Here is a 24,486-nt window from a genome sequence, read left to right as displayed (position 1 = left end):
GATATAGATTAGGAATTCTTTATGAAAGCCGTTGTTTTTGAGCAATTTTCCGCCCCTCCTCGCGTCCAGCAATTACTTGATTCCACCCCTGAGCCGCATGGCGTTGTGGTGAAAGTGATGGCGACAGGAGTTTGCCGCAGCGATTGGCATGGTTGGGTGGGGCATGACACCGATATTCAACTTCCCCATGTGCCGGGGCATGAGCTTTCCGGCGTAGTCGAAGCTGTGGGTAAAGACGTAAAAAAGTGGCGCATTGGCGACCGCGTTACGGTTCCATTCGTTGGCGGTTGCGGTACTTGCCCTGAGTGCCACTCTGGCAACCACCAGGTGTGCGATAGCCAGTTTCAGCCGGGTTTCACGCACTGGGGCTCCTTTGCTGAGTATGTGAGTATTCACTACGCCGATGTCAATTTGGTTGCGCTGCCCGAGGCACTCGACTTTGCGACGGCGGCGAGCTTGGGTTGTCGGTTCGTTACCTCTTTTCGGGCAGTGGTCGATCAGGGCAAAACAGCGGCAGGCCAGTGGGTGGCCGTCCACGGCTGCGGTGGGGTTGGGCTTTCTGCTGTAATGATTGCCAACGCCGTCGGTGCCAACGTGGTGGCCATCGATATTTCGGAAGAGGCGCTTGATCTGGCTCGCCAACTGGGTGCCACTGCCACCGTGAATGCTGCCAAGGTACCCAATGTGGTTGAAGCGGTGGCGGAGATAACCCGGGGAGGCGCTCACGTATCGCTGGATGCGCTGGGCCACCCGACGACCTGCTTTAACTCCATCAGCAATCTGCGTAAACGTGGTAAGCATGTCCAGGTCGGATTGATGTTGGCCGAGAACAGCACGCCTGCCATTCCCATGAGTAAGGTCATTGCCCATGAGCTTGAAATACTGGGTAGCCACGGCATGCAGGCGCATCGTTACGACGCCATGCTGGCGATGATCGAGTCGGGAAAGCTGGCGCCTGAAAAACTAATCGGCAAACGAATCAATCTTGAGCAGTCGATTGATGCGCTGATGAACATGGATAAGTTCGAAGGGGCGGGGGTGACGGTGGTGACCGAGTTTTGAGGAAACCGCTGATTAACTATTGCGCTTGACCATACGGCGTTAAAAATCACCTCAAAATGCTCATTTACACCCACGTAAACTCCGCTTTTTCGTTGATTTTTGCCTTGTCTGGTCTGCGCTCATCACGTTAATCAGAGCCTCTTTGAGACGCTTGGTAACAATTTCCTTCAACGAAACGAGGCAAATTATTCGCTCCTCATCTGCGGGTTGAGGTTTTACGCTGGGCGTATTGATAAGGAGTAAGTTATGCCATCAGACACTATTCAATCAGCACGCCGCGTGATCGCCCAGCATCCAGCCAAGCGCGATGATATCGGCGATTTAGTTACCCGGCGCCCGCTGCCGGGGCCGCAGCTTGAACAGCTCGATCCGTTTCTGTTTCTTAACCATCACGGACCGCAGACGTATCCGGCCAATAATCGTGGCCTGCCGTTCGGCCCGCATCCGCACCGGGGCTTTGAAACGGTGACGTTTATTCTGGAAGGCTCATTGGCCCACGCCGATAGCGCCAAGCATCAAAGCGTGATCAATGCGGGCGGCGTGCAGTGGATGACCGCGGGCAGCGGCATTGTGCATGCGGAAATTTCGCCGGAGGAGTTTCTGCGCGACGGCGGCCCGTTGGAAATTCTGCAGCTGTGGGTCAACCTGCCAGCGCATTTAAAGATGAGCGAGCCACACTACGTAGGGCTGCAACAAGAATCCATTCCCGCTATCGCGTTGCCGGGTGGCGGTGAGCTGAATCTGATCTCAGGCGAGTGGCAGGGTAATGCTGGCCCCATCGACACGCTAACCGGCGTGTTTATGTCAACGCTCAGGCTGCCTTCTGGTAGCCACGAACAGTTGCCCGTGGCGCCAGGACGGCAGGTGTTTCTCTACGTGGTGGATGGCGATGTCACGGTGGGTGGCGAACCAGTCAAGCCTCATCATCTGGTCGAAGTAGACCGTGATGGCGAGAGCCTCGAAATCGAGGCTAGCAGCGACGCACGCCTGCTGTTTGGCCATGGGGAAGTAATCGACGAACCTGTGTATTCCCACGGCCCCTTCGTGATGACTACCCGCGAAGAGATCGTTCAGGCGGTCGACGATTACCAGAACGGCAAGTTCGGCGGGCTGGGTGCTTAGTATTTAAAGCGGCTCACCGCGATAGTAGTGCCACAAAAACAGCGAACCCACGCTACGCCAGGGCGCCCAGGCTTCCACCAACTGGCGGGCCTGTTTAGGCGCGGGTTTATCGTCCATGCCTTTTAAGCGGCCCAAGGCCACTCGCAAGGCGAGATCGTCGGCGGGGAAAATGTCTGGGCGTTTCAGCGAGAACATCAGGTAGATCTCTGCACTCCAGCGGCCAAAGCCGCGTAGCTCGGTAATGGCGGCAATCGCCTCGTCATCGCTTAGCTTTTCAAGCCCATCAGCGCTAAACGTGCCTGCCAGTTCCGCTTCTGCGAGGCCCTTAGCGTACTCAATCTTACGCCAGGAGAGCCCAGCATCGCGCAGCGCTTGGCCCTCTACGTCGATGACCGCTTTGGCGTGCAGTTCAGGCAGCAGCGTATTAACGCGGCCCATGATGGCACGAGCGGCCTCGGTGGAAAGTTGCTGGCTAACGATAGTACTGAAAAACGTCGCAAAACCCTGATCACGTTGGCGTGGGCCCGGCGCACCTACCAGGGGGTAGGCGCGGGCGATATCCGGGTCTGCCTTAGCCAGCGCTTGCATGGTTTGGTCGATTGTTTCAGGCGTCATTATTGCCTCACGCGTCTAGGTAAAAGCTCCACACTAGCAAAGCGCGAGTAAAAGCGTGAAACCTTCACGACTACCTTCTCAATTATCTTCTTTGCCCGCTAACTTTTTAAACGCTGCGTGTTTCTACTTTCATCTAATCCTGCGATCATTTAGCGCTAATCGAGATACCAACAGGGCGGTATCCCAAGGAGATAAGCATGCAGGATTCGACAGCATCGTCGTCTCAAGGCCTGGCGCGTAACCCGCGGTTGGCCGAATTTGTGTTGGCGCTGGGCGGCTTTGGGATCGGCACCAGCGAGTTTGTCATTATGGGCTTGATGAACCGCGTAGCGGGCGATTTAGCTGTCACGGTACCCCAAGTGGGTTATGCGATTAGTAGCTACGCCTTGGGTGTGGTGGTCGGTGCGCCGCTGATTTCGGCGCTAGCCGCGCGAGCACCAAGGCGGCTGTTATTGATCATTCTGATGCTGGTGTTTGCAGTGGGCAATATCGCCAGTGCCATGGCACCGGGGTTCTGGTCATTCGTCGGCCTGCGTTTTCTGGCTGGCCTACCGCATGGGGCCTATTTTGGCATCGCCGCGCTGGTAGCGGCGGGGGCGGTACCGGTAGATCAACGGGCGCGGGCTATCTCCCGGGTGATGCTGGGGTTAACCGTGGCGATATTGATTGGGGCGCCGCTAGGCACCTGGGCGGGCAACCTGTTTGGCTGGCAAATCGCCTTTGTAGGCGTTGGGGGCATTGCGCTGCTCAGCGCCCTGTTGATTCGGCTGCATGTCCCGGTGCAGCCGGTTGATATGCTCGCGAGCCCCGTTCGCGAGCTCTCAGCGCTGTTAAAACAGCGCGTCTTGGTCACTCTGGCGCTTGCCTGCATTGGCTGTGGTGGCATGTTCGCTATTTTTAGCTATGTGATGCCGACATTGACCCAGCAAGCGGGCATGAGCGAAGCGCTGGGTCCGCTGGTGCTGGTCATTTTCGGGCTGGGCTCGATTGCCGGTAATCTAATCGGCGGACGCATGGCGGATAAAAACCTGATGCGCGCCATTCCAGCCATTCTGCTCTGGTGTGGCGTGATTCAGGGGCTGTTTTACTTTGCCGCGAATAACGTCTGGACGGGGCTGTTGTTCGTTGGCCTGGTAGGCACCAGCATGGCATTGGCGCCGTCGTTGCAAACTCGCTTGATGGATGTGGCTGAAGATGCACAAACCATGGCGGCCTCGCTCAACCACGCGGCCTTTAACGGCGCAAATGCGTTAGGTGCATGGCTTGCGGGGTTGGCAATCAGTGCGGGTTTTAGCTGGTCAAGCACCGGCTTAGTGGGCGCTGGCTTGGCGCTTTGTGGGCTGGTAATTTTTGCCGGCGGGCGCTGGCTAGAAAAGCGCACTTATGGCGCCGTTACCCAGCGTGCCTAACGCCGACCTGACTTTGCCCGACCCTGCATAGTTATCGAACAGTGATAATTAATATGGCAATTAGGGGGAATTTTTTCTAGGGTGTAGGGGGAGCAACCCATAAGGAGATGACCATGCACACTAAAGTATTGAAAATGACGCGTATAATGACCCTAACCGCTGTGGCGGCGTTAACCATTGGTTTAGCTGGCTGCGGTACTTCCACTGGCGAGCGTGCCGCAAGTGGCGCGGGGGTGGGGGCAGCAGTGGGTGCCGGTGCCGCTGCAGTAACAGGTGGTAGCGTTACCCAAGGAGCCGTGATTGGCGGTGGCGTTGGCGCGGCCACGGGCGCCGCTACTGATGAAGACGATATCAATCTCGACTAAGGGCTGTTTTATTCCTCAGTGACATAATCCCTTAGTAACATAGCCAAAACCCGCGCATACCCACATGAAAGTGATCGGCATGCGCGTAAAAACTTTCCCTCCTCGCCTTCATCATCTCAATGGTTGATCAGCGTAATACGCTGGCCGTTCTCAAATTGGAACTCCACTACATCCAGCGCCTCAGCGGCGGCGGGTTGTAACGCATGCCGCTCATACATCACCCACGCCAACGCTACAGTCGCAGCGGTGGGTGTGCGATACTGCGCAACCTTGCTGCTCTACTGCAGTCGCTCTACTTATTTTCGCCACTAATTTTTGCTAACTGAAGGGAAAGCGCTTCATGCCCCAAGGTACGCTTTTTATCGTTTCTGCCCCGTCGGGTGCTGGCAAAACTAGCCTGGTCCGCGAGCTAATTGAAAGCCTGGATGGGATTCAAGTCTCTGTGTCGCACACTACCCGCGCTAAGCGCGAGGGTGAGGTGGATGGCGTGAATTATCATTTCACCGATGTGGCCGAGTTTGAAGCGATGATCGCGCGCGGTGAGTTTTTTGAGTATGCCCGAGTCTTTGATAATTACTACGGTACCTCGCGCCGGGCGGTAGAAGTATTGCTGGCCGCAGGGCAGGACGTGATTCTAGAAATCGACTGGCAGGGCGCTCAGCAGGTGCGTGTGCAAATGCCTGATTCGGTGTCTATTTTTATTCTGCCGCCGTCGCGCAATGAGCTGGAGCGGCGCCTTTCCAGTCGTGGCACCGATGAGCATGCAGTGATTGCCCGGCGCATGCGCGATGCGGTGAGTGAGATGTCTCATTACCAGGAATATGATTATCTGGTTATTAACGATGACTTCACCACGGCGCTGCAGGAGTTACAGTCACTGGCCATCAGCCGACGCTTAAGCCGCCCGGTAATGAGCGAACGTCACGCACCGCTACTGGCTGCGCTCTTGTCACAGGCGCCTGCGGTCGAGTAATCTATCTGGTTCTACTGTATTTTAAGTACAGCTTTAAATACGTTTTTCCGCTGGGTCGGCGCTGTTGATAGCTCTATAACGGCGTCGGCCCGGTTCCGTCATAACAGGAAGGCTCCCATGGCTCGCGTAACCGTTGAAGATTGTCTTGAAAATGTTGAAAATCGTTTCAAGCTGGTAATGATTTCCACCCAGCGTGCTCGCCAGCTGGCGCGTGGCTCCCGCGATGCGCTGCTACCTTGGGAAAATGACAAGCCCACGGTAATGGCACTGCGTGAAATTGCCGCAGGCCTGGTTGATCACACGGTTCTGGACGAGCCTGTTGAAGCCGCTGTGCGTCCGCGCCCGGCGATGGCACCGCATATCGACGACTAACGTTTACAACGAAACCGATAGAGGCGCGGTAGATGTTCACCATTGATGACCTGGCCGATCGACTTGGCGGCTATTTACCCTCGGATGAGATCCAGCAGGTCAAACGCGCTTTTTATTACGCTGAGCAAGCCCACGACGGCCAACGGCGGCGCTCTGGCGAGCCTTATGTCACCCATCCGCTAGCGGTGGCGAACATTCTTGCCAATATGCACATGGATCATCAAAGCCTGATGGCCGCCATGCTGCATGACGTTATTGAAGATACGGGCGTTGCCAAAAAGGCCCTGGTAGCCCAGTTTGGCAAGCCGGTGGCTGAACTGGTGGATGGGGTATCCAAACTTACCCAGATCACCTTTGAAGACAAGGCCGTCGCCCAGGCGGAAAATTTCCAGAAGATGGTGCTGGCGATGTCGCGAGATATTCGCGTGATCATCGTTAAGCTGGCCGACCGGCTGCATAATATGCGCACCCTGGGTGCCCTACGCCCAGATAAAAAGCGCCGTATTGCCCGCGAAACGCTGGAAATTTATGCCCGCATTGCCGGGCGGCTGGGCATTAATACGATTCGCATTGAGCTTGAAGACCTCTCCTTCCAAGCGATTCATCCCATGCGCGCGGAGCGTATCAAACGCGCGGTGGCCAAAGCGCGCGGCCATCGGCGTAGCGCCATGCGCGAACTTCAGTCATCGTTGCAAAAAAGTCTGGATGAAGATGGGCTTAACGGCACGGTGATTGGTCGGCAAAAGCACCTACTGTCGATTTATAAAAAGATGCGCGACCAGCGAAAGCCTTTCGCCGAAATTATGGATGTGTTTGGGTTTCGCATCATTACCGAAGATGTGGCCAGCTGTTACCGTATTTTAGGCGTGGTGCATAACCTCTATAAGCCAGTGCCAGGGCGCTTTAAAGACTATATTGCGATACCCAAAGCCAACGGCTATCAGAGTCTGCATACTTCGCTGTTTGGTTCCCGCGGGATGCCTATTGAAGTGCAGATACGCACCCGTGAAATGGAGGCCATGGCGAATAACGGTATTGCCGCCCACTGGCTTTATAAAGCAGGGCAAACCACGCATCCGATTGCCGAAGGCAGCCACGCTCGCGCCCGTGCATGGGTGAAAGGCCTGCTGGAAATGCAGCGCCACGCTGGCGATTCGTTAGAGTTTATCGAGCACGTTAAAAACGACCTGTTCCCCGATGATATCTACGTGTTCACGCCCAAGGGCGACATTATGGAGCTACCCCAGGGCGCTACCGTCATTGACTTTGCCTATTCCGTGCACACGGATATCGGCAATAACTGCATTGCTTGCCGTATTGATCGCCATTTGGCACCGCTCTCGACGCGTTTAGAAAGCGGCCAGACGTTGGAGATTATTACCGCCCCAGGCGTGCGCCCTAATCTGGCTTGGCTTAATTTTGTGTCCACCGCCAAGGCGCGCTCAGCGATCCGCCACGCGCTTAAATATCAGCAGCAGACCGAAGCGGTCATGCTGGGGCGGCGGCTGCTCAATAAGGCATTGGCGCCGTTTGATACGAGCCTGGAAGAGCTGGATGAGAGCGCCCTCAAACGCGCCTTCAAAGAGCTGGACGTAGCCTCGGAAGAGTCGCTACTGGAGTCGCTGGGCTTGGGCAACCGCATGACCCACGTAGTGGCACGGCGCTTAGTGGATGCCGCCCACGGCGATAACTACAAGTATCCTGCGGGTGTCGAAAGCAGCAAGGCAGTGATGATTAGCGGCAGTGAAGGTATGGTGATTAACTATGCGCGCTGCTGCCACCCGCTGCCGGGTGACCCGGTGGTAGGCCATCTTTCCACTGGCAAAGGTTTAGTGGTTCACCGCGCCGAGTGTAAAAACGTCATTGATAAGAATTTTGCCGATAAAAATGACCCTGATAAGCTTTTTACCCTTGAGTGGTCAGACGCGATTGATGAAGACTTCCCGGTCGTGCTGCGCATCGAGATTGAGAGCCGCCGAGGGTTAGTCGCAGAGCTCGCCGGGTTGGTTACCGATGCCGATGCTAATATTGAAGGAATTGGTATTGAAGAGCGTGACGCCCGCCTTTCGACGGTCAATCTAACGCTGTCGGTGAAAGGCCGCGTGCATCTGGCGCGCATTATCAAGCGTATCCGTAATCTTCCCAATGTTGGCAAGATCACCCGACTCGCCAATTAACACCCTATTAAACGTCATGCTGATAACCTCTCGGCATTCAATGCTATTTTCAGCATTCAATAACTTAGGTATTACTCATTACAGGAGCGAAACATCGCATGAGCAATAAGGCTGTTATCAATACGAGCAAAGCCCCTGCGGCTATTGGCCCCTACTCCCAGGCCATTAAAGCGGGAAATACGGTTTATCTTTCCGGCCAGATTCCGCTCGACCCAGCGTCCATGGCGATTGTTTCAGAGGATTTTGAAGCCCAGGCACGCCAAGTCTTCACCAACTTGCAAGCAGTGTGTGAAGAAGCCGCAGGTTCACTAAGCGATATCGTCAAGCTGAACTTGTATCTGGTGGACTTGGATAACTTTGCGATTGTTAACCAAGTCATGGAAGAGTTCTTCACCGCTCCTTTCCCCGCCCGTGCCGCTGTCGGCGTAAAAGCGCTGCCCAAGGGTAGCCAGGTGGAAGCCGAAGCAGTTATGATTATCGGTGATTAATCAGCTGCTTAGACGTTATTGACTGCCAAAAAGCCGCCCTCTTTCAGCACCTGCGCATAGCCCTCACGGTAGCTGGGGAAGCGGAACTGATAGCCAGTGCTCAAGAGGCGCTGGTTATCGCAGCGCTTGCTGGTGCGACGGCGTAAAGGCGACTGCATGGTCTCGGTCGCTTCTACTTTCAACTGCTTGGCCAGCCACATCATTACGTTATGCATGGTTACCGGCTCACAGTCGCTGCCCAGGTAAATATCTGCCAGTGCCTCGCCGCATTCCTGATAGCGAATCAGGTGGGCAATAATGCCGGTGCAGTCGTCGCGGTGAATGCGGTTGGAGTAAACCACCGGGGTGATCGCCGCCACACGGCCTTCAGCCACCTGATGAATCAGCCGGTCACGCCCTGGGCCGTAAATGCCGGAGAAGCGAACAACCGTGCCCGGCAGCGCATGATTGATCAGCGCCTGTTCGGCTTCGCACATCAGCGTGCCGGAGAAGCTCGTTGAATCGGGCGGGGTATTCTCGTTAACGACTTCGCCTTCCTGCTGACCATGGACACTGGTCGAGGAGACAAAAAATACCCGCCGCGGCGGCGTATTGTGCTGCTCCATCACGCTTAGCACCCGCTTGAGTCCTTCGGGATAAGCACTTTGATAGGCGCTCTCTTCAAACCGGTCAGCGCTGACGGTGTAAACCACATAGTCAGCTTGGGGAAGGCTTGCGGCATCGGCGTCTTCAAGGCTCTCCAGGTCTAACGCCAGCGGTTTAATCCCGGTGCCTTGTAAAGCTTCTACGTTGCGACGTAAGCCAATCACCTGGTGTCCTTCCTCAAGCAGTTCGCGCCCAAGGTTGATCCCAATATCGCCACAGCCGATAATCAGTACGGTTAGCTTCACCGTGCTTACTCCTCTTGATTAATATTCCCTATTAGATACAAAGTCTCTACCAACGATTACATTGAACAGTGACATTATCGATTTAGAACACGTCAGATGAGAAGATCGTAGGCAGAGCTTGCTTGTCCTTTTCCATCCCGCTGACTGTCATTATGCTAAGTCTTGCAGATAAATCTTAGTCACACGCTGCTACGAGAGGATGCCACTGGCACCGCTATGACTTTAACAGAACTTCGCTACATCGTAACCCTCGCCCAGGAGCGTCACTTTGGCCGCGCGGCAGAACGCTGCCACGTTTCGCAACCCACGCTCTCGGTGGCGGTGAAAAAGCTGGAGGAGGAGCTTGAGACGCCGCTGTTTGAGCGCTCCAAGTCCACCGTACAGGTGACGCCGCTGGGTGAAAAAATCGTTGCTCAGGCGCAGCGTGTGCTGGAGCAGAGTAGCCTGATTTTTGAGCTGGCCAGCGCCGGTAAAGATCAGTTGGCCAACCCGCTGCGCATTGGCGCGATTTATACCATTGGGCCGTATCTGTTTCCCCATCTGGTTCCCGCGTTGGCCAAGGCCGCCCCGCAAATGCCGCTGTATATCGAAGAGGGCATGACCGGCACGCTGCGCGCTAAGTTAAGAAGTGGCGAACTGGATGTGATCATCGTAGCGCTGCCGTTTACCGAAACTGATGTGGTCACCAAGGCGATCTACGATGAAGCTTTTGAAGTGCTCATGCCGGCCAATCATTCTTGGGTCGAACGCGAGGCGATCAATAAAGAGGACTTGCTGGAAGAGCGCCTGCTGTTACTCGGTGAAGGCCACTGCTTCCGCGATCAGATTCTAGAAGCCTGCCCGGCGATTACGCAAAAGCTCAACAGCCCCAACAACACGCTGATTGCCGAAGGCGGTTCGCTGGAAACCATTCGCCATATGGTCGCTTCCCGGCTGGGAATTACAGTGCTGCCGCAGTCCGCGTTGGGCACCGACCAGTATGAAAATGCCATGCTGGTCAGTCGCCCCTTTGTTGATCCAGCACCATCGCGCACTGTCGCGATTGCCTGGCGGGCGAGTTTTCCGCGGCCGAAAGCCATTGAGGCGTTGATTCAGGCGATCAGTCAGTGTCGGCAGCCCCAGTGTCGGCAGTCAGAGAAAGCGGCGAAAAGCGCCCCATGAGCGAACTCTCCGCGCCAATCACTGCGCTAAAAGGCGTCGGCGAAGCACTGGCGCTAAAGCTTGGCCGCTTGGGTATTGAGCGTGTTAGTGACCTGTTGTTTCACCTGCCGCTACGCTATCAGGATCGAACGCGGCTGACGCCAATAGGCCTGCTGCGTGCGGGGCAGGAGGCGGTGATCGAGGGCGAAGTGACCGCCTGCGACGTGGTCAAAGGGCGCCGCCGCAGCCTGCTGGTGCGCCTGCGTGATGCTAGCGGTATTCTGAGCCTGCGGTTTTTTCACTTCTCGCCGGCCCAGCAGCAACAGCTGCGCCCCGGTGCCACGGTGCGCGCCTTCGGTGAAGCACGAGCTGGGGCGACCGGTTTAGAGATCTATCACCCGGAGTATCGATTAAGCGGTGGCAGTGAAACCCCGGTGGAGGAGTACTTCACGCCTATTTATCCCACCACCGAAGGCTTGAACCAGCCGCGGCTACGTGCCCTGGCGCAGCAGGCGCTGGGTTTACTGGACAATGCCCCCGAGGCCTTGCCCGATGTAATACCCGATGCGCTTCTCACGCGCTTTCAGCTGCCGGGCCTCCACGCCAGCCTGCACTTGCTGCACCAGCCGCCTCCCGATGTGAATATAGAGCAGCTGACCAGCGGCCAGCACCCGGCCACTCGGCGTCTGGCGCTGGAAGAGCTGCTTGCCCACCAATTAAGCCTGCGTGAAGTTCGCCTGCGTATTCAGGCGGACGGCGCGCCGACGCTACCCTCCGGGCGCAGTCTGCAGGCGCGCTTTTTGGCCCAACTGCCGTTTGCACTGACCGGCGCCCAGCGCCGAGTGTTGGAAGAGATAGGCCATGATTTAAGTCGCCCAGCGCCGATGCTGCGCTTGATTCAGGGCGATGTCGGCTCAGGTAAAACCGTTGTCGCCGCCATGGCCGCGCTGAGCGCCTTGGCGGGCAACTGCCAGGCGGCAATTATGGCGCCGACAGAAATCCTCGCAGAGCAGCACTACCGCTCGTTTAAAGCTTGGTTTGAGCCACTGGGCATCGAAGTGGCGTGGCTGGCGGGCAAGCTTAAAGGCAAGGCGCGGCTGGATGCCAAGGCGGCGATTGCCGATGGGCGCGCGCGTATGGTGGTGGGCACCCACGCGCTGTTTCAGGACGACGTGCACTTCCAGTGCCTGGGATTGGCGATCATTGACGAGCAGCACCGCTTTGGCGTGCATCAGCGCCTGGCGCTACGCGAGAAGGGCGAAGCGGGCGGGCTCACCCCACACCAGTTGATCATGACCGCCACGCCGATTCCCCGCACTCTGGCCATGAGCGCCTACGCAGACCTGGATGTCTCGGTGATCGACGAGCTGCCCCCCGGCCGCACGCCGGTTAAAACCGTAGTAGTGCCCGACGAACGCCGCCCCGAGGTAGTTGAGCGTATTCGGCTGGCCTGCAGCGAAGGCCGTCAGGCGTACTGGGTGTGCACACTGATTGATGAATCCGAGGTGCTGCAGTGCCAGGCCGCCGAGGTTACTCGTGATGAGCTAACCGTAGCGCTGCCCGAGCTGGCGGTGGGGTTAGTTCACGGGCGCATGAAGTCGAGCGAGAAAGCCGAGGTGATGACCGCCTTCAAAGCGGGGGAGCTGGATCTGCTGGTGGCCACCACGGTGATCGAGGTTGGGGTGGATGTACCCAACGCTAGCCTGATGATTATCGAAAACCCGGAGCGTCTGGGGCTTTCCCAACTGCACCAGCTACGCGGCCGGGTAGGGCGCGGCAGCACAGAAAGCTTCTGCGTACTGCTCTACCATCCACCGCTGTCGAAAAGCTCCCGCCAGCGCTTAGCGGTGATGCGCGAAACCACCGATGGCTTCCGTATTGCCGAGAAAGACCTGGAAATCCGCGGCCCCGGCGAAGTGCTCGGTACTCGCCAAACCGGCCTGGCACAGATGAAAATCGCCGACCTGGAGCGCGATGCTGACCTTCTGGAACGGGTCAGTGCCATGGCGCAAACCCTGCAAGGCAACTCCGACGTCACCGCCGTCCTGGTGCGTCGCTGGCTAGGCGAAGCGGCAGGGCGTTATGGGCAGGTTTAGGGTCGGCTCAAAGGCTGGAGTCACTCCAGGCCAACCGAGCCATCTCCTAGCCCTCGATACCGTCGTTACGTTGTGTACGGCGATGATAAAAAAACAGGTAAGCAAGCCCTAGTGGCGCAATAAAAATGGCAAATCCCCAGCAAAGCGTGATGGTGAATAACTTCACTATCAGCATGAACAAAGCGTTAACGAAGAACACGTTATTACCTATTAGAAACCCCATCACCTCTTCATAGACAAAGCGTGAGTAGGGATACAGCATGGCATTGGCGAGCAGCAATACAACTTGATCTATTCGTATTTGCCCTCCCCCCTGTGCCACAGTAAATAGAAGTAATGCCGACAAACCAGCTCCGAAGAGTAGCTGGCGAAGGTAATAGCGCGGTGAAAGGCCACCAAATGTCATGGCGATAAAATGACGCATGGATATCTCCTAATAATTCGTTTTCTTTTCTATCCGCGCCAGCTCAGGCGGCGGTAGCCGTCAATTAATGAAGCATTCGAGTAGTCAGCGTGCACTCAACGCATAGTCCAACCTTCCATTTTTTCCCTGGAGTGCTGTGAAGGCTGTTCCGCTGCTGTGTTGGTTGCCTCGCTAGGCATATCTACGCCGCGCCAGGCGAAATAGCGGTAGTGTCGGCTACCTATGCTGGCGTTCGCGCCTCCGGCCTGAAAGCTCTGGGCCTGATCGTCATCATGGCGGTCATGGATGCCATAGCGGAACAGATAGGCGGCCCCTGGGCTCTGTTCGAAGGTTGTCTCCATCTTACTTCGCGCTGACTCGCCACTGGTTCGGGCCATCCACTGCTGCGCCCAGTCTCCTTCTATCCTCAGGTGCCGCTGGGCATGGCTTGCAACCGCATTGGTCGCCGTACGGTGTTGACCAACGAGCATTCGTGCCTCCTGATCAACCTCTTTCAGCCAACCCCATTGTGCTTCCAGTTCACCCAACGCTTGCTCGATCTCTTGAGCGCTAGCGGTGATATCCTCCCACCCGGCAGGCTGGGTCAGCGAGGCCGTGGGAACGCCTAGGACGCCGCTGGGTGTTCGGCTGGGCAGCTCGTCGAGCCGGGCTTCCAGCGCAGCCTTGGTATCCCGGTATATCAGGTAGCGCTTGGCCAGCCAGGCGAGGTACAGCTCACTATGAAAGCGGAAGTTCTCGCCACTGGGCGTCCGATGCCCCCGGGTTGCCTCTGCGTAGGCCTGAGCCAGTGAAGGGAGTGTATGGCCCTCTATTACATCGTCTATTTCAAAGTGTCGGGCGTTCAAGACATCGCGTTCACGCAGTGTTTCCAAGCTTGGAATCGGCACACCCGCTCGATGCGCCATGCGATACATCCGGTGCAATGCATAGCGCGAAAGCTCGGCGCTGGTTTTCTGCTCGCCAGCTTTTAGGCCACCACCTATATCTTCGCTAATGCCAGGCAGCAACTCCTCGCGCCAGTTGGGGCGCTCCCCGCCAAGGGGGCGGCAGCGGCGGGTAATGCGTCGTTCGTGGGCGGCAATCAGATGCACCGCCCGGCGGCAGGCAGGATGCAGGGGGCCACCGTCATCGATTTCCGTGACGGCCGGTGTCAGGGCTTCCAGCGGGCCCATATCCGGGTGCGTGCGATGCACGCAATCGAACAGCCCGGCAAAGGCGACGACTATTTCCGCACCCTGGTAGCGGTAGGTGTCACCCTCGCGGTCGCAGGTTTTATCGAGCAGCTCGCGGATAAAAGCCTTGGCTAGGGCGGCGCCAAAATCGAAGCCGAATACCGAGACCCGAATCGTGCGTAATGGCATATCGCCTGAATTTGCTTGCGCCACCAAACGCTCAAAATCACTCATTGCTTTGGTTAGACGTGAGGCCGCCCCGCTGGTCAGTAATGTGGCCATCAAGGGAGTGTCCCGTAGCGGCGACCAGGACTCGATCCCCAGGCGTACCACCGCATCACGGGGTGCTTTTAGCCACCCCTTGAGCGAACTGAACTGCTGCACCAGGGTGCGTCGAGAGGTCTCCCACCAGGCTCGCCCGCTATCTTCAAGCAGCCCACGCCCTACCGCCTCACGGGCGCTACCACTGATATGTCCTTCGAGTGTGCTGTGGGCTTCACCGGGGGCCATACGCCCCACGGCGGCCATATTTTCGGACGCCTCGGTCTCCAGTTGCGTGCCCAGACCGGGAAGGTAGAGTTTACGAAAATGTTGCCCTGACTGATCACTCATTTCATCCGGAAAGACGTCATGCATACGAGCAATATTACTAAGACGACCCTCTAGTGAGTCTTTATCCAAGTTGCGTCCGATACCATCGAAGAAAATACCCACTTCCAAGACGCTATGGCAGGTCAGGGCATCTGTAGCGTTTACGTCATCCGCAATAGCGTTCAGTGCCTCACAGTTAGCTTCTATCTCCTGTTCGGTCATGGTTGGGCTTCCTCTTCGGGCTGATCCAAGCGCTTTGGCAAATGGGCATAAGGAGATATTAGATCGTCACTCCAGCCGAGCTTGACTTCGTTATTGGGCAGAAAATGCACATGCAGGTAACGGTCTTCCCGGCTACGTTCGGGCATTGGTAGCGTTACGCTATGCTCCTCCACCTCCATGCCCTGGCGTTCTTGGTCTCCTGTGATACTTAGAATCCACTCTATCTCTGCAGTATCACCGCTAATACGCTGACAGCAGACGACTCCCCCCCCACCGTAGGGGCCCACATTCCCCCCTCCTTGGCCGTTAACCCAAAAGCGGTGGATTGGGCGGTCAATATGGCTGCGCCCTTCGATAGAAGTATCTGTAGGTATGGGATGCAGGTTTGGCATAAAGAACAGCCATATGAGGAAACCTGCTAAAAGCACCGCTAGGCCCCAGCGTGCTTTCTTGGGCAGGCCGTCCCACATTTGATTAAACAACCAGTTCCAGATCCATCTCACCAGCATGGGTTACTCCTGATAGCGGGCCACATCGAGGCGCTTTGGCAAATGGTCATAGGGCGATACTAGGTTTGGGCTCCAGCCCAGCTTGACTTCGTTATTGGGCAGAAAATGCACATGCAGGTAACGGTCTTCCCGGCTACGTTCGGGCATCGGCAGCGTTGCGCTGTGTTCCTCTACCTTCATGCCCTGTCGCTCCTGCTCCCCCGTGATACTAAGAATCCACTCCACCTCGGCGGTATCACCGCTAATTCGCTGGCAGCATATTGTGCTCCCGCCGCCATAAGCTCCTAGGTTTCCTCCACCACGCTCATTAACCCAGAAACGATGGACAGGCCGATCGATATGATTATGCCCACGTATGGAGGTATCCGTGGGCATGGGATGTAGGTTGGGCATAAAGAACAGCCATATAAGGAAACCCGCTAAAAGCGCCGCTAGGGCCCAGCGTGCTTGCTTGGGCAGGCCGTCCCATATTTGATTGAACAACCAGTTCCAGATCCATCTCACCAGCATGGGTTACTCCTGATAGCGGGCCACATCGAGGCGCTTTGGCAAATTGTCATGGGGCGATACTAGGTCTTCACTCCAGCCCAGCTTGACTTCGTTATTGGGCAGAAAGTGCACATGCAGGTAACGGTCTTCCCGGCTACGTTCGGGCATCGGCAGTGTGACACTGTGCCTTTCAGGCTCATCGCCGCGCTCGAACTCCTCAACGATTCGCCCATAAACCCATTCCACCTCGGCGGTATCGCCGCTGATAGACTGACAGCAGACGACTCCCCCTCCACCGTAGGGGCCAACATTCCCCCCTCCTTGGCCGTTAACCCAAAAGTGATTTATGTAGCGATTAATATGACTACGACCTTCGATAGAGGTATCTGTGGGTATGGGATGCAGGTTGGGCATAAAGAACAGCCATATAAGGAAACCCGCTAAAAGCACCGCTAGGGCCCAGCGTGCTTTCTTGGGCAGGCCGTCCCACATTTGATTAAACAACCAGTTCCAGATCCATCTCACCAGCATGGGTTACTCCTGATAGCGGGCCACATCGAGGCGCTTTGGCAAATGGTCATAGGGCGATACCAAGTCCGGGCTCCAGCCCAGCTTGACTTCGTTATTGGGCAGAAAATGCACATGCAGGTAACGATCTTCCCGGCTACGTTTGGGCATTGGTAGCGTTACGCTATGCTCCTCCACCTCCATGCCCTGGCGTTCTTGCTCTCCTGTGATACTTAGAATCCACTCTATCTCTGCAGTATCACCGCTAATACGCTGACAGCAGACGACTCCCCCTCCACCATAGGGGCCCACATTTCCGCCCCAGCGCCCGTTTACCCAGAAGCGATGAATTGGCCGATCAATGTGGCTACGTCCTTCTATTGAAGTATCTGTGGGCATGGGGTGCAGGTCAGGCAGAAAGAACAGCCAGCCCAGAAAGCCCACTAACAGCGCCGCCAGGCCCCAGCGTGCTTTCTTGGGCAGGCCATCCCAAATTTGATTGAACAACCAGTTCCAGATCCATCTCACCAGCATGGGTTACTCCTGATAGCGGGCCACATTGGGGCGTTTTGGTAAATGGGCGTAGGGGGGTACTAGGTTGGGGCTCCAACCTAGCCTAATCTCGTTATCAGGCAAAAAATGCACATGCAGGTAACGGTCTTCCCGACTACGCTCGGGCATCGGCAGCGTAACGCTATGCCGCTCGATTTCCATGCCTTGCCGCTCTTGCTCCCCAGTGAGACTTAGAACCCAAGCCACCTCAGCTGACTCGCCTTTAACAGACTGGCAGCATACCGTTCCTCCTCCCCCATGAGGATCTAGATTCCCTCCCCAGCGACCATTAATCCAGAAATCGTGAATAGGCCGATCAATATGGCTATGTCCACGTATGGAAGTATCTGTGGGCATGGGGTGCAGGTTAGGCAGAAAGAACAACCAGCCCAGAAAGCCCACTAACAACGCCGCCAAGCCCCAGCGTGCTTTCCTGGGCAGGCCCTCCCAAATTTGATTGAACAACCAGTTCCAGATCCATCTCACCAGCATGGGTTACTCTCGTTAATGGTCCATGGAAGGTTCAGGCTAGTGGAGCGAGATTAGCCAGTCCGCTCTTGGCGCGGGCTCCGCCGGTTTGGTTATCAGCCAATCTTCTGTTTGCTGCTGCCTTCGAAGTGCCGCTTCGATGTGTGACGTCAATTGCCAGGGGTTCGCACAGGTAGTTCCTGTTTTGGGGGCCTTCCAGCAAGTCCAGCCACCTTTCATATAGGGAATGAAAACTCGGCCAAGGGGCTTCAACCAGTGTTGAAGGAACACAGGGTCTGCATTGGCCAGCAGGGTTGTCCATACCTGTGGGTGCTGAAGCCTCACGAACGATTTTCCGCCAGCGGTATCGTCAAGAATGAAAAGTGTGCGCAAGTGCTCGACGATCTTGTCGAAAGAGACGGCCGACGTAGGCTTGAATACCCAGCCTGCCTGACACAGGCACAGTTGCATGGCGCGTTGCCAGGCTGGGCTATTGATCTCTATCTTGATCAGCAGCGGCTCTTCGGGTGATATCAGGCGAAGAGGAGTGTGACCAAACAACCCACTGTATTGCAGTACGCCGGGTAACGTCGTGGTATGAGCAAATGCGCCTTTCAACAGTTTTTCATCCAGAACGATATACGCATGCTGGAGCACTCTTGCGTCGGCAATGTCAGCGATGAATGTGCAATTGGCGCAGGGCTCCTTTTTCAAGTCCAACATTTACCTATCCTTGTCAGTGCTATCCAATCTGCAGGCTTGCTTCTTTTCGTGACGCCATACCTTGTCGCGCCGGGCCGTTGCGTTCGATTTGGGTTACGCATGGCTGCGCGATAACAGTTGGCGGTAGACGTAGGCCAGGCGCTCGCTGGTTTCAACCAGGCCTGCCTCGTTCGCGGCCAATAGCGCTGCCTGCACGCGCTGGGGGCGAGTGCAGGCGCAAACGTCTGCAAAAAGCTCTGGATGTTGCTGGCTTAGCAGCCGGGTAAAGGCGCGAACCTCGGGGTCACCTTGTAGTGCCTGATAAAGCTCAGGGTGCAAGGCCAATCGCCATGGCGTATTCACTGATACCTGAGCAGGCATCGTGCCCAGCGGTTGCCATCCCTGTCCATCGACCCGGCGCCACCACTGGCCGATACCACCGAAGAGCAAGGGGTGCCAGTCAGCCGCTGTCTCCGCGTGTAATGACTGGATCACGTGCGGCAGGTAAAACCTGAGCAAGGAGGGCGGTTCATCGACGGGGCACGCTACCATTGCGGGTGCCAACTGATTGACCAGTTGTTGGGGAGTCAGGTGGCTTTCGATCCAGGCGTGTACCCCACAGCCAAGCTCCTTTTGTGTGGCCATCGCGGTTATCGCGCTGGCCGTTACCTCGAAGAGGCAAGGCCCTTCGCGGGTCAGGTGTGGCTGCTCCTCATCCTGTAGTAATGGCCAGGCCGAAACACCCTCCGTTTCGAATAGCACGGTGCGTAAGGTGGGCTTCAGGAGCCCCAGTTCGATCAGGGCCAGACGTTTTAGCCCCTTGTCCGCTGGCCAAGGGGATCGTTGCCAATCGGAGGGTATATGACGGGCATCATCCATAGGTCACCCCTCTGCCTGAATCATTGTTTGCCCCGAGGCCAGCGCGGCTTGCCAACACTCCTCACATACTTCCGGCACCTTGAGCTGTGTCGTCAGCAGGGCCTCTTGGGATAGCGCATTAACCCGTTCATGTGTTTCCGCCATTGCCCGCCCCGGCAATAGCGGGCCTTCCACTGCCTGCCCGGAGCCGTTGCCGGGGTTGCCGCCTGCGTTGACCCGCACCGAGGGGCCCACCAGGGTGATGCCGCCGCCGTCCAGCTTGATGAAGCTGCCGGCGGCGTTCAGGGTGAGTTCGTCGCTGGCTTCCAGTACCACCTTGTGGCCTGCCTTGATGTGCAGCTCTCGGCCACTTTCACTGAGCCAGGCCTGCCCTGCCTTGATGTGCAGCGTGCCGTCGATGGTGAGGTGCTGCTGGCCTTCGGTGTGCTCGAAGCGGTTGCCGTGCACCGTGTGATGGTCGTCGTTACTAATCTCGCTGATGCGGTCGTTCTTGACCTTCAAGAAGCTGTCGTGGCGGATCTCTTCGGTGCGGTCATTGAGGGTGAGCAGCTCTAAATCTTTCTGGGCGTGGAGCCAGATCTGCTCTTCGCCCGCTTCGTCTTCGAAGCGCAATTCGTTGAAGCCGTCGGCCTTGTGGCTCTGGGTGCGCAGTACCGTGCGGGTCTTGTGTTCCGGCAGCGGGTACGGGGCGGTGTTCACCGCGTGGTAGGTGCGCCCGGTGACCAGCGGTTGGTCCGGGTCGCCTTCCAGAAACGAGACGATCACTTCGTGGCCAATGCGGGGGATGGCGATGCTGCCGTAGCCGCCCCCGGCCCAGCCCTGGGCGACGCGGACCCAGCAGCTCGCCGTGTCGTTGGTCTCCGCATAGCGGTCCCAAGGGAACTGCACTTTGACCCGGCCGTGTTCGTCGCAGTGAATCTCTTCGCCTTCCGGGCCGACCACGAAGGCGACCTGAGGGCCATCCACACGCGGTTTGGGATTCAGGGTTGCTCGCCAGGGGGCATCACCGGGGATCAGCATGACCTGGTTGTGGTAGCGGGTCATTCCGGCGCTGTCTGATTGGGTGATACCGTCTTCTTCCAACGCCTGGGGCTGTTCACCGAAGTGGCTTACTTCAATGGCCTGCCAGTCGCGGTTGAGGCTGTCGGTATCGTGGTCGGTTAGGGTAAAGCGCAGGCCGGGGGCAAGTTCGGGTAGGTCGCTTTCGGCGTTGGCGGTGAGCGCTTCACGGCGTAGCTGCTCCAGGCGAATGCGCGTAAACGGCTTACCGGAAGCATCTTGCTTATAACGGCCGGGGTAGTCGTAGTGCTCGTAGTCAGCGTTTTGTCCGTGCTGCTCAACATCGCGGCCTAGGTGTTCATGCAACTGCGCATAGGCCGGGTTTTTAAAGCTGTAGTCTTTCAGGGTGGCGGTGGCCGCCGCTACACGGGCGGTATGGCTGAGTTTACGCACATGACGCGTGGGTGCTGTTCCACCAGCGCGGCTGTGGTAAGTGCGTTCGCCCAAGCTGGTGAGTACTTTTGGATCATCGGCAAAGATTAAGCGGTGGGTGCCGCCATCACTCTCTTCAAATTCATGAAAGTAGAACAAGCCTTCTTCGGCGGCCAGGCGTTCGATAAAGGCGAGGTCGGTTTCGCGATACTGAACGCAGTACTCCCGCTCGGCCAATTCACGATTAACCACAAAGGACACATCGGTAATACCCCGCTCGTCGCAGAGGGTATTAATGATCGTGAGCGAGTCGACTTTTTGGAAAATACGCGAGTTCTGGCGAAGCGAGAGCCGCCATAGCGCTGGGCGCAGCACTAGGGAGTAGAAGGTACGGCGGTGGCCGCGATCACCCCGACCAAATTCAGCAATAATGCCGTGTACCCGACGCAGCGGTTCGCCGTCCTGCCAGATGGTCAGGGTGGCTTCGCGATCCAGCAGTTCAGCGGCATCAAGACTGCCGTCCCGGCTCGCTAGGTTCAGCACCAGCTCAAAGGGCTGGGAGATCGCCTCGCGGTGGGTAAAGTCGATCACCGCGACGTCATCAACGCCGGGTAGGGTTAGGGTGAACTGCAGACCAGTGCTGGCTGACATCACGCCGCTCCATGAATCGTCAAAAACTAATAAAAACGATTAGGATAGCGAGCTGAAAGCGCAGCACAACCCAAAAAAGCGATTGCAGGGCAAGTCACAGGGATCTCTTACACGCTTGTAAGATATGGCTTACAAATTTCCAATATATGGCTTGTACGAGAGCGTTACGGGCAACTATTTGCTTATTGCTGGCGTGTTAACAAGCCTATTAGCGGCCTCACCCAACGGGGCGAGCTGCTCGGTAATAAGGCGCAGCTGGCTCTGGATAGGGCGATAGAGCGTAATCGCCTGTTCGTCCGCGGATACCGCGCTCTGCTCTTCTAGCTGGGCTAATAGCTCGGCGGTTTGATCCGCGAGTGGCTCAACCGGCTGGCGCTGGTTTAACCTTTCCGCGATCTGTCCCAACAACTCACCAATACGTTTTGCTACCGGCACCAGCGTGGCGTCATCTTCATCGTCAGCCAACTGGTGGCGATGGGCGCCCAGTGCAGAGAAATGGCTGAGCAGAGTATTGGAGAGCACTAAAAAGCGCAGCCCGTTGTCCGCGTCCTGCTTTCGGTAGTGCCCCGGCTCATGGAGCATATTGGTGAGCAGGGTGGAGAGCGCCGCGTCGGCATTATGGGCATTGCGTCGCGCTAGTCGATAGGCCAAGTCATCCTGCTTGCCCGCTTCATACTGGTGGATGATCTCTTCTAAGTAGCGGCGGTGATTATTCAGCGCTTTTGAAGCTTCGCGGTAAAGTCTGCGTCCTTGCCAGTCGGGCAGAATAAAAAACACCGCTAAGCCCGCAATCAACGAGCCAATCAAGGTATCGAACAAGCGCGGTAAAATCAGGTTAAAACCATCGCCTACTTGGTTGAAGCTGCACAACACCAATAGCGTGATAGAAGCGGTGGCGATCACGTAATGTTTTTCGCGGTTGGCGAAGAACGAAACCCCTGCGGCCACGGCAATCATGCTCTGCACCAGCGGATGCGGGAAGAGGCTGATTGACGCCCAGCCCACTACCAAGCCTAATACGGTGCCGGCCATCCGCTGTGATAAAAACCGCCGCGTAGTGGCAAAGTTAGGGCGGCAGACAAACAGCGTGGTAAGCAGAATCCAAAAGCCCTGTTCTGGGTCGATCCACTGCAGTATGCCGTAGCCAATCATCAGCGCGATAGAGAGCCGCACCGCGTGGCGAAAGGTGGGCGAGCCAAGAGTGAAGTTCAGATGTACCCGCTTCCACGCTTCCAGCAGGCTTGAGGGCGAGCGGTCATAAAGCGTACTGTCGCGCCGCTCTTCGCTGACATCGGGGTTGTGGGCGTAGGCTAACTGGGTTTCCAGGGTGGCCAGATTGTCTGCTAACGCACTTAATGGATAAAGCAATGGGCGCCACTCAGGCTTGCCCCGATCGCGCAGGTTCTCAATCGAGGCGTGTAAATCGGCCAGCGCCTCTTTGCTCTGCTGGTGATCAAACGGCCGATTAAGCAGCAGCGATTTCGCCAGCTGACGGCAGGAGCGCCCCTGTTGATCGAGCAGCCGCTGACAGCGAAACAGCACATCATGATGGAAAAACGCCTTGCTGAGCGCGCTGTAGGGGTAGTGGGTCGAGCTGGCGCGTTCGTGGATGTCCTGGGCGATAAAGTAGATGCGCAAATAGCGATTCAGTTTACGGTCGCCGCGCTGGCCTTCCAGCCGTCTAAAAATCATCTCTTTGGCTTGGTTGAGCGCATCGACGACTTTGCCATTTTGGCGCGCCAGCGCCACCCTGCGGGCTTCCACATCGACGCCGCGTACCGGCTCAAACAGCGCCGATTTTAGTATCAAAAACTCGCCCAACGCCTTGTACACCCGCGCCATGCTCTGCTTGACTGGCTGGCGGGAAAACAGTGCACACCACATCACCGAAATGACCCCGTACCAGACTGCCCCGGCTAATAACAGCAGTTGGCGAGCCGCCACATCTTCATCGACCCCGCCGTGCTGCTCAATGTTGATCATCGAGTAGATCGACAGTATCAGCGTGCCAGAGGCTATCGTGGCGTAACGCTGACCAATAGCGCCGAGCATTATCAACGTAAAAGTAGAAAGCCCCAGGCCAACGACAAATAGCCACGGCCAGGGAAACAACCACTGAACAATAAATGACGCCGAGGTAAAACACACCAGCGTTACCAGCAGGGCTTGCAAGCGGCCTTGCCAACTGTCGTCGGTTTCCGATAGCGCGCAGGCGATAATGCCTAGAAATAGCGGGATCACCAACGCCACATCACCCGATAGGCCACTGAACAGCAACGCACCGCTGAACGCTATAAACACGCGCAGGCTATAGGCGAATTTATCGAGTGTCCAAAGGCGCCGCAGTGGCAAGATAATGGGCATAGCAGCTCTTATGGGTGGTTTATAGTTGAATGTTAGACTTTAGTATAATCCGATAGGGTGGTGGCTTAAAGCTGTGATTGTATGCAAGTAACGGTAAGTGGCAGGCAACCAAGTCTGGCAGGGGGCGTCAGAGTGTCAAAAAGGATCAATAGGGGAACCCGCCACGCAAACGTAGCGGGTAAAACCTACAAATACTTAAGCAATTTCTGCAGCTTATTCATATCCGCAGAGTCGCCCACTAAGCGTACGTTGCCGTTGATCATTCCGTCGAGAAAAGCCTGCTGAGTCGGCTTTTTGAGTACTTTCAAGGCGGTGGCTTGATCACGGAAACGTAGCTCAAGACCCAAGTCGACAGGCAATCCTTTACCGGTGTTAATGCGCTTCGGCGTCATCCGGTAGTAGCGGGCAATGCTTAGATCTTCTGTGGCTATACCCCAATCCAGGCCGCGCATTCGTTCTAACTGCTCACGAAAACGCGGCTTGCGGCGCAGGGCTCGTTTGAGCATGACGCCCAGTAGCCACAGCGTCAGCTTGAGTTTCATTAGGAAACGGCGTCCTTAAGGCCTTTACCTGGCTTGAAGGCGACGTTTTTGCTGGCTGGAATTTGCAGTGGTGCACCGGTCTGCGGGTTTTTACCGGTACGTGCTGCGCGCTCGCGTACTGTGAAGGTGCCAAAACCAATTAAAGCGACATCTTCGCCTTTAGCAACGCTATTGGTAATTTCGTCCAAAATAACGTTGAGCACTTGGCCTGCTTTATCTTTAGACAGGTCGGCACTCTCAGCGATGGCAGCAGCGAGTTCAGGTTTGCGCATAA

General features: G+C 56.6%; 25 protein-coding genes. 10 read left to right on the top strand and 15 right to left on the bottom strand.

Annotated features, from left to right (window positions below; all coding sequences use genetic code 11):
• Positions 1-21 precede the first annotated feature (21 nt).
• On the top strand, positions 22-1,062 hold the full coding sequence (locus ACQE2I_RS17995; protein WP_427029371.1) for a zinc-dependent alcohol dehydrogenase family protein: 1,041 nt from the start codon (positions 22-24) through the stop codon (positions 1,060-1,062).
• A gap of 246 nt (positions 1,063-1,308) precedes the next feature.
• Positions 1,309-2,184, top strand: coding sequence for a pirin family protein (locus ACQE2I_RS17990; protein ID WP_427029370.1), 876 nt, complete (start codon positions 1,309-1,311; stop codon positions 2,182-2,184).
• A 3-nt stretch (positions 2,185-2,187) separates the two neighbouring features.
• Here ACQE2I_RS17990 and ACQE2I_RS17985 read toward each other — a convergent pair whose 3' ends face one another.
• A complete protein-coding gene (locus ACQE2I_RS17985; protein ID WP_427029369.1) occupies positions 2,188-2,799 on the bottom strand; it encodes a DNA-3-methyladenine glycosylase family protein in 612 nt (203 codons plus the stop codon).
• Between the two features lie 197 nt (positions 2,800-2,996).
• Between ACQE2I_RS17985 and ACQE2I_RS17980 the strand changes: the two genes are divergently transcribed.
• From ACQE2I_RS17980 to ACQE2I_RS17955, 6 genes are all read left to right on the top strand, one after another.
• A complete protein-coding gene (locus ACQE2I_RS17980; RefSeq protein WP_427029368.1) occupies positions 2,997-4,208 on the top strand; it encodes an MFS transporter in 1,212 nt (403 codons plus the stop codon).
• A gap of 113 nt (positions 4,209-4,321) precedes the next feature.
• Complete coding sequence (locus tag ACQE2I_RS17975) at positions 4,322-4,573, top strand: hypothetical protein (protein ID WP_427029366.1); 252 nt, start codon at positions 4,322-4,324, stop codon at positions 4,571-4,573.
• A gap of 340 nt (positions 4,574-4,913) precedes the next feature.
• Complete coding sequence (gene gmk / locus ACQE2I_RS17970) at positions 4,914-5,546, top strand: guanylate kinase (protein ID WP_427029364.1); 633 nt, start codon at positions 4,914-4,916, stop codon at positions 5,544-5,546.
• Between the two features lie 117 nt (positions 5,547-5,663).
• Positions 5,664-5,918 (top strand): DNA-directed RNA polymerase subunit omega, encoded by a 255-nt coding sequence (rpoZ, locus tag ACQE2I_RS17965; RefSeq protein ID WP_427029363.1) that lies wholly within the window; start codon positions 5,664-5,666, stop codon positions 5,916-5,918.
• Between the two features lie 32 nt (positions 5,919-5,950).
• Positions 5,951-8,095 carry a RelA/SpoT family protein gene (locus ACQE2I_RS17960; RefSeq protein ID WP_427029361.1) on the top strand — a complete coding sequence of 715 codons (2,145 nt, stop codon included), beginning with the start codon at positions 5,951-5,953 and terminating at the stop codon, positions 8,093-8,095.
• Between the two features lie 98 nt (positions 8,096-8,193).
• On the top strand, positions 8,194-8,583 hold the full coding sequence (locus ACQE2I_RS17955; RefSeq protein WP_427029360.1) for a RidA family protein: 390 nt from the start codon (positions 8,194-8,196) through the stop codon (positions 8,581-8,583).
• An 8-nt stretch (positions 8,584-8,591) separates the two neighbouring features.
• On the opposite strand, the gene ACQE2I_RS17950 is transcribed toward ACQE2I_RS17955, so the two are convergent.
• Positions 8,592-9,473, bottom strand: coding sequence for an SDR family oxidoreductase (locus ACQE2I_RS17950; RefSeq protein ID WP_427029359.1), 882 nt, complete (start codon positions 9,471-9,473; stop codon positions 8,592-8,594).
• A gap of 216 nt (positions 9,474-9,689) precedes the next feature.
• On the opposite strand from ACQE2I_RS17950, the gene ACQE2I_RS17945 reads away from it, so the two are divergent.
• Positions 9,690-10,634, top strand: a complete 945-nt coding sequence (locus tag ACQE2I_RS17945) for a hydrogen peroxide-inducible genes activator (protein ID WP_427029358.1) — start codon at positions 9,690-9,692, stop codon at positions 10,632-10,634.
• Positions 10,631-12,709 (top strand): ATP-dependent DNA helicase RecG, encoded by a 2,079-nt coding sequence (recG, locus tag ACQE2I_RS17940; protein ID WP_427031500.1) that lies wholly within the window; start codon positions 10,631-10,633, stop codon positions 12,707-12,709. The genes ACQE2I_RS17945 and recG overlap by 4 nt, the downstream gene beginning before the upstream one ends.
• 46 nt (positions 12,710-12,755) lie before the next feature.
• Here recG and ACQE2I_RS17935 read toward each other — a convergent pair whose 3' ends face one another.
• From ACQE2I_RS17935 to ACQE2I_RS17875, 13 genes are all read right to left on the bottom strand, one after another.
• Positions 12,756-13,133 (bottom strand): hypothetical protein, encoded by a 378-nt coding sequence (locus ACQE2I_RS17935; RefSeq protein WP_427029356.1) that lies wholly within the window; start codon positions 13,131-13,133, stop codon positions 12,756-12,758.
• A gap of 95 nt (positions 13,134-13,228) precedes the next feature.
• Positions 13,229-15,118 (bottom strand): DUF2235 domain-containing protein, encoded by a 1,890-nt coding sequence (locus ACQE2I_RS17930; RefSeq protein WP_427029354.1) that lies wholly within the window; start codon positions 15,116-15,118, stop codon positions 13,229-13,231.
• Positions 15,115-15,627 carry a DUF3304 domain-containing protein gene (locus ACQE2I_RS17925; RefSeq protein ID WP_427029352.1) on the bottom strand — a complete coding sequence of 171 codons (513 nt, stop codon included), beginning with the start codon at positions 15,625-15,627 and terminating at the stop codon, positions 15,115-15,117. The genes ACQE2I_RS17930 and ACQE2I_RS17925 overlap by 4 nt, the downstream gene beginning before the upstream one ends.
• 3 nt (positions 15,628-15,630) lie before the next feature.
• On the bottom strand, positions 15,631-16,137 hold the full coding sequence (locus tag ACQE2I_RS17920; protein WP_427029351.1) for a DUF3304 domain-containing protein: 507 nt from the start codon (positions 16,135-16,137) through the stop codon (positions 15,631-15,633).
• A gap of 3 nt (positions 16,138-16,140) precedes the next feature.
• Positions 16,141-16,647 carry a DUF3304 domain-containing protein gene (locus tag ACQE2I_RS17915; RefSeq protein WP_427029349.1) on the bottom strand — a complete coding sequence of 169 codons (507 nt, stop codon included), beginning with the start codon at positions 16,645-16,647 and terminating at the stop codon, positions 16,141-16,143.
• 3 nt (positions 16,648-16,650) lie between these two features.
• A complete protein-coding gene (locus ACQE2I_RS17910; protein ID WP_427029348.1) occupies positions 16,651-17,157 on the bottom strand; it encodes a DUF3304 domain-containing protein in 507 nt (168 codons plus the stop codon).
• 3 nt (positions 17,158-17,160) lie between these two features.
• A complete protein-coding gene (locus tag ACQE2I_RS17905) occupies positions 17,161-17,667 on the bottom strand; it encodes a DUF3304 domain-containing protein (protein ID WP_427029346.1) in 507 nt (168 codons plus the stop codon).
• Positions 17,668-17,703: 36 nt separating this feature from the next.
• A complete protein-coding gene (locus tag ACQE2I_RS17900) occupies positions 17,704-18,366 on the bottom strand; it encodes a DUF4123 domain-containing protein (protein ID WP_427029344.1) in 663 nt (220 codons plus the stop codon).
• Positions 18,367-18,459: 93 nt separating this feature from the next.
• Positions 18,460-19,224 (bottom strand): DUF4123 domain-containing protein, encoded by a 765-nt coding sequence (locus tag ACQE2I_RS17895; protein ID WP_427029342.1) that lies wholly within the window; start codon positions 19,222-19,224, stop codon positions 18,460-18,462.
• A 3-nt stretch (positions 19,225-19,227) separates the two neighbouring features.
• Positions 19,228-21,306 carry a type VI secretion system tip protein TssI/VgrG gene (gene tssI / locus ACQE2I_RS17890; RefSeq protein WP_427029340.1) on the bottom strand — a complete coding sequence of 693 codons (2,079 nt, stop codon included), beginning with the start codon at positions 21,304-21,306 and terminating at the stop codon, positions 19,228-19,230.
• Between the two features lie 174 nt (positions 21,307-21,480).
• The gene (gene yccS, locus ACQE2I_RS17885) at positions 21,481-23,670 is read right to left on the bottom strand and encodes a YccS family putative transporter (RefSeq protein ID WP_427029338.1); all 2,190 of its coding nucleotides are present in this window, start codon (positions 23,668-23,670) and stop codon (positions 21,481-21,483) included.
• A 185-nt stretch (positions 23,671-23,855) separates the two neighbouring features.
• On the bottom strand, positions 23,856-24,212 hold the full coding sequence (locus ACQE2I_RS17880; protein ID WP_427029336.1) for a hypothetical protein: 357 nt from the start codon (positions 24,210-24,212) through the stop codon (positions 23,856-23,858).
• Positions 24,212-24,484 carry an HU family DNA-binding protein gene (locus ACQE2I_RS17875; protein ID WP_007112276.1) on the bottom strand — a complete coding sequence of 91 codons (273 nt, stop codon included), beginning with the start codon at positions 24,482-24,484 and terminating at the stop codon, positions 24,212-24,214. Before ACQE2I_RS17875 ends, ACQE2I_RS17880 begins: the two co-directional genes overlap by 1 nt.
• Positions 24,485-24,486 lie beyond the last annotated feature (2 nt).

The sequence above is a fragment of the Halomonas sp. H2 genome (assembly GCF_050215315.1).
GTDB lineage: Bacteria > Pseudomonadota > Gammaproteobacteria > Pseudomonadales > Halomonadaceae > Vreelandella.
Note: the sequence above shows the minus strand (reverse complement) of the source record. Positions and strands in the feature narration are given on the sequence as shown.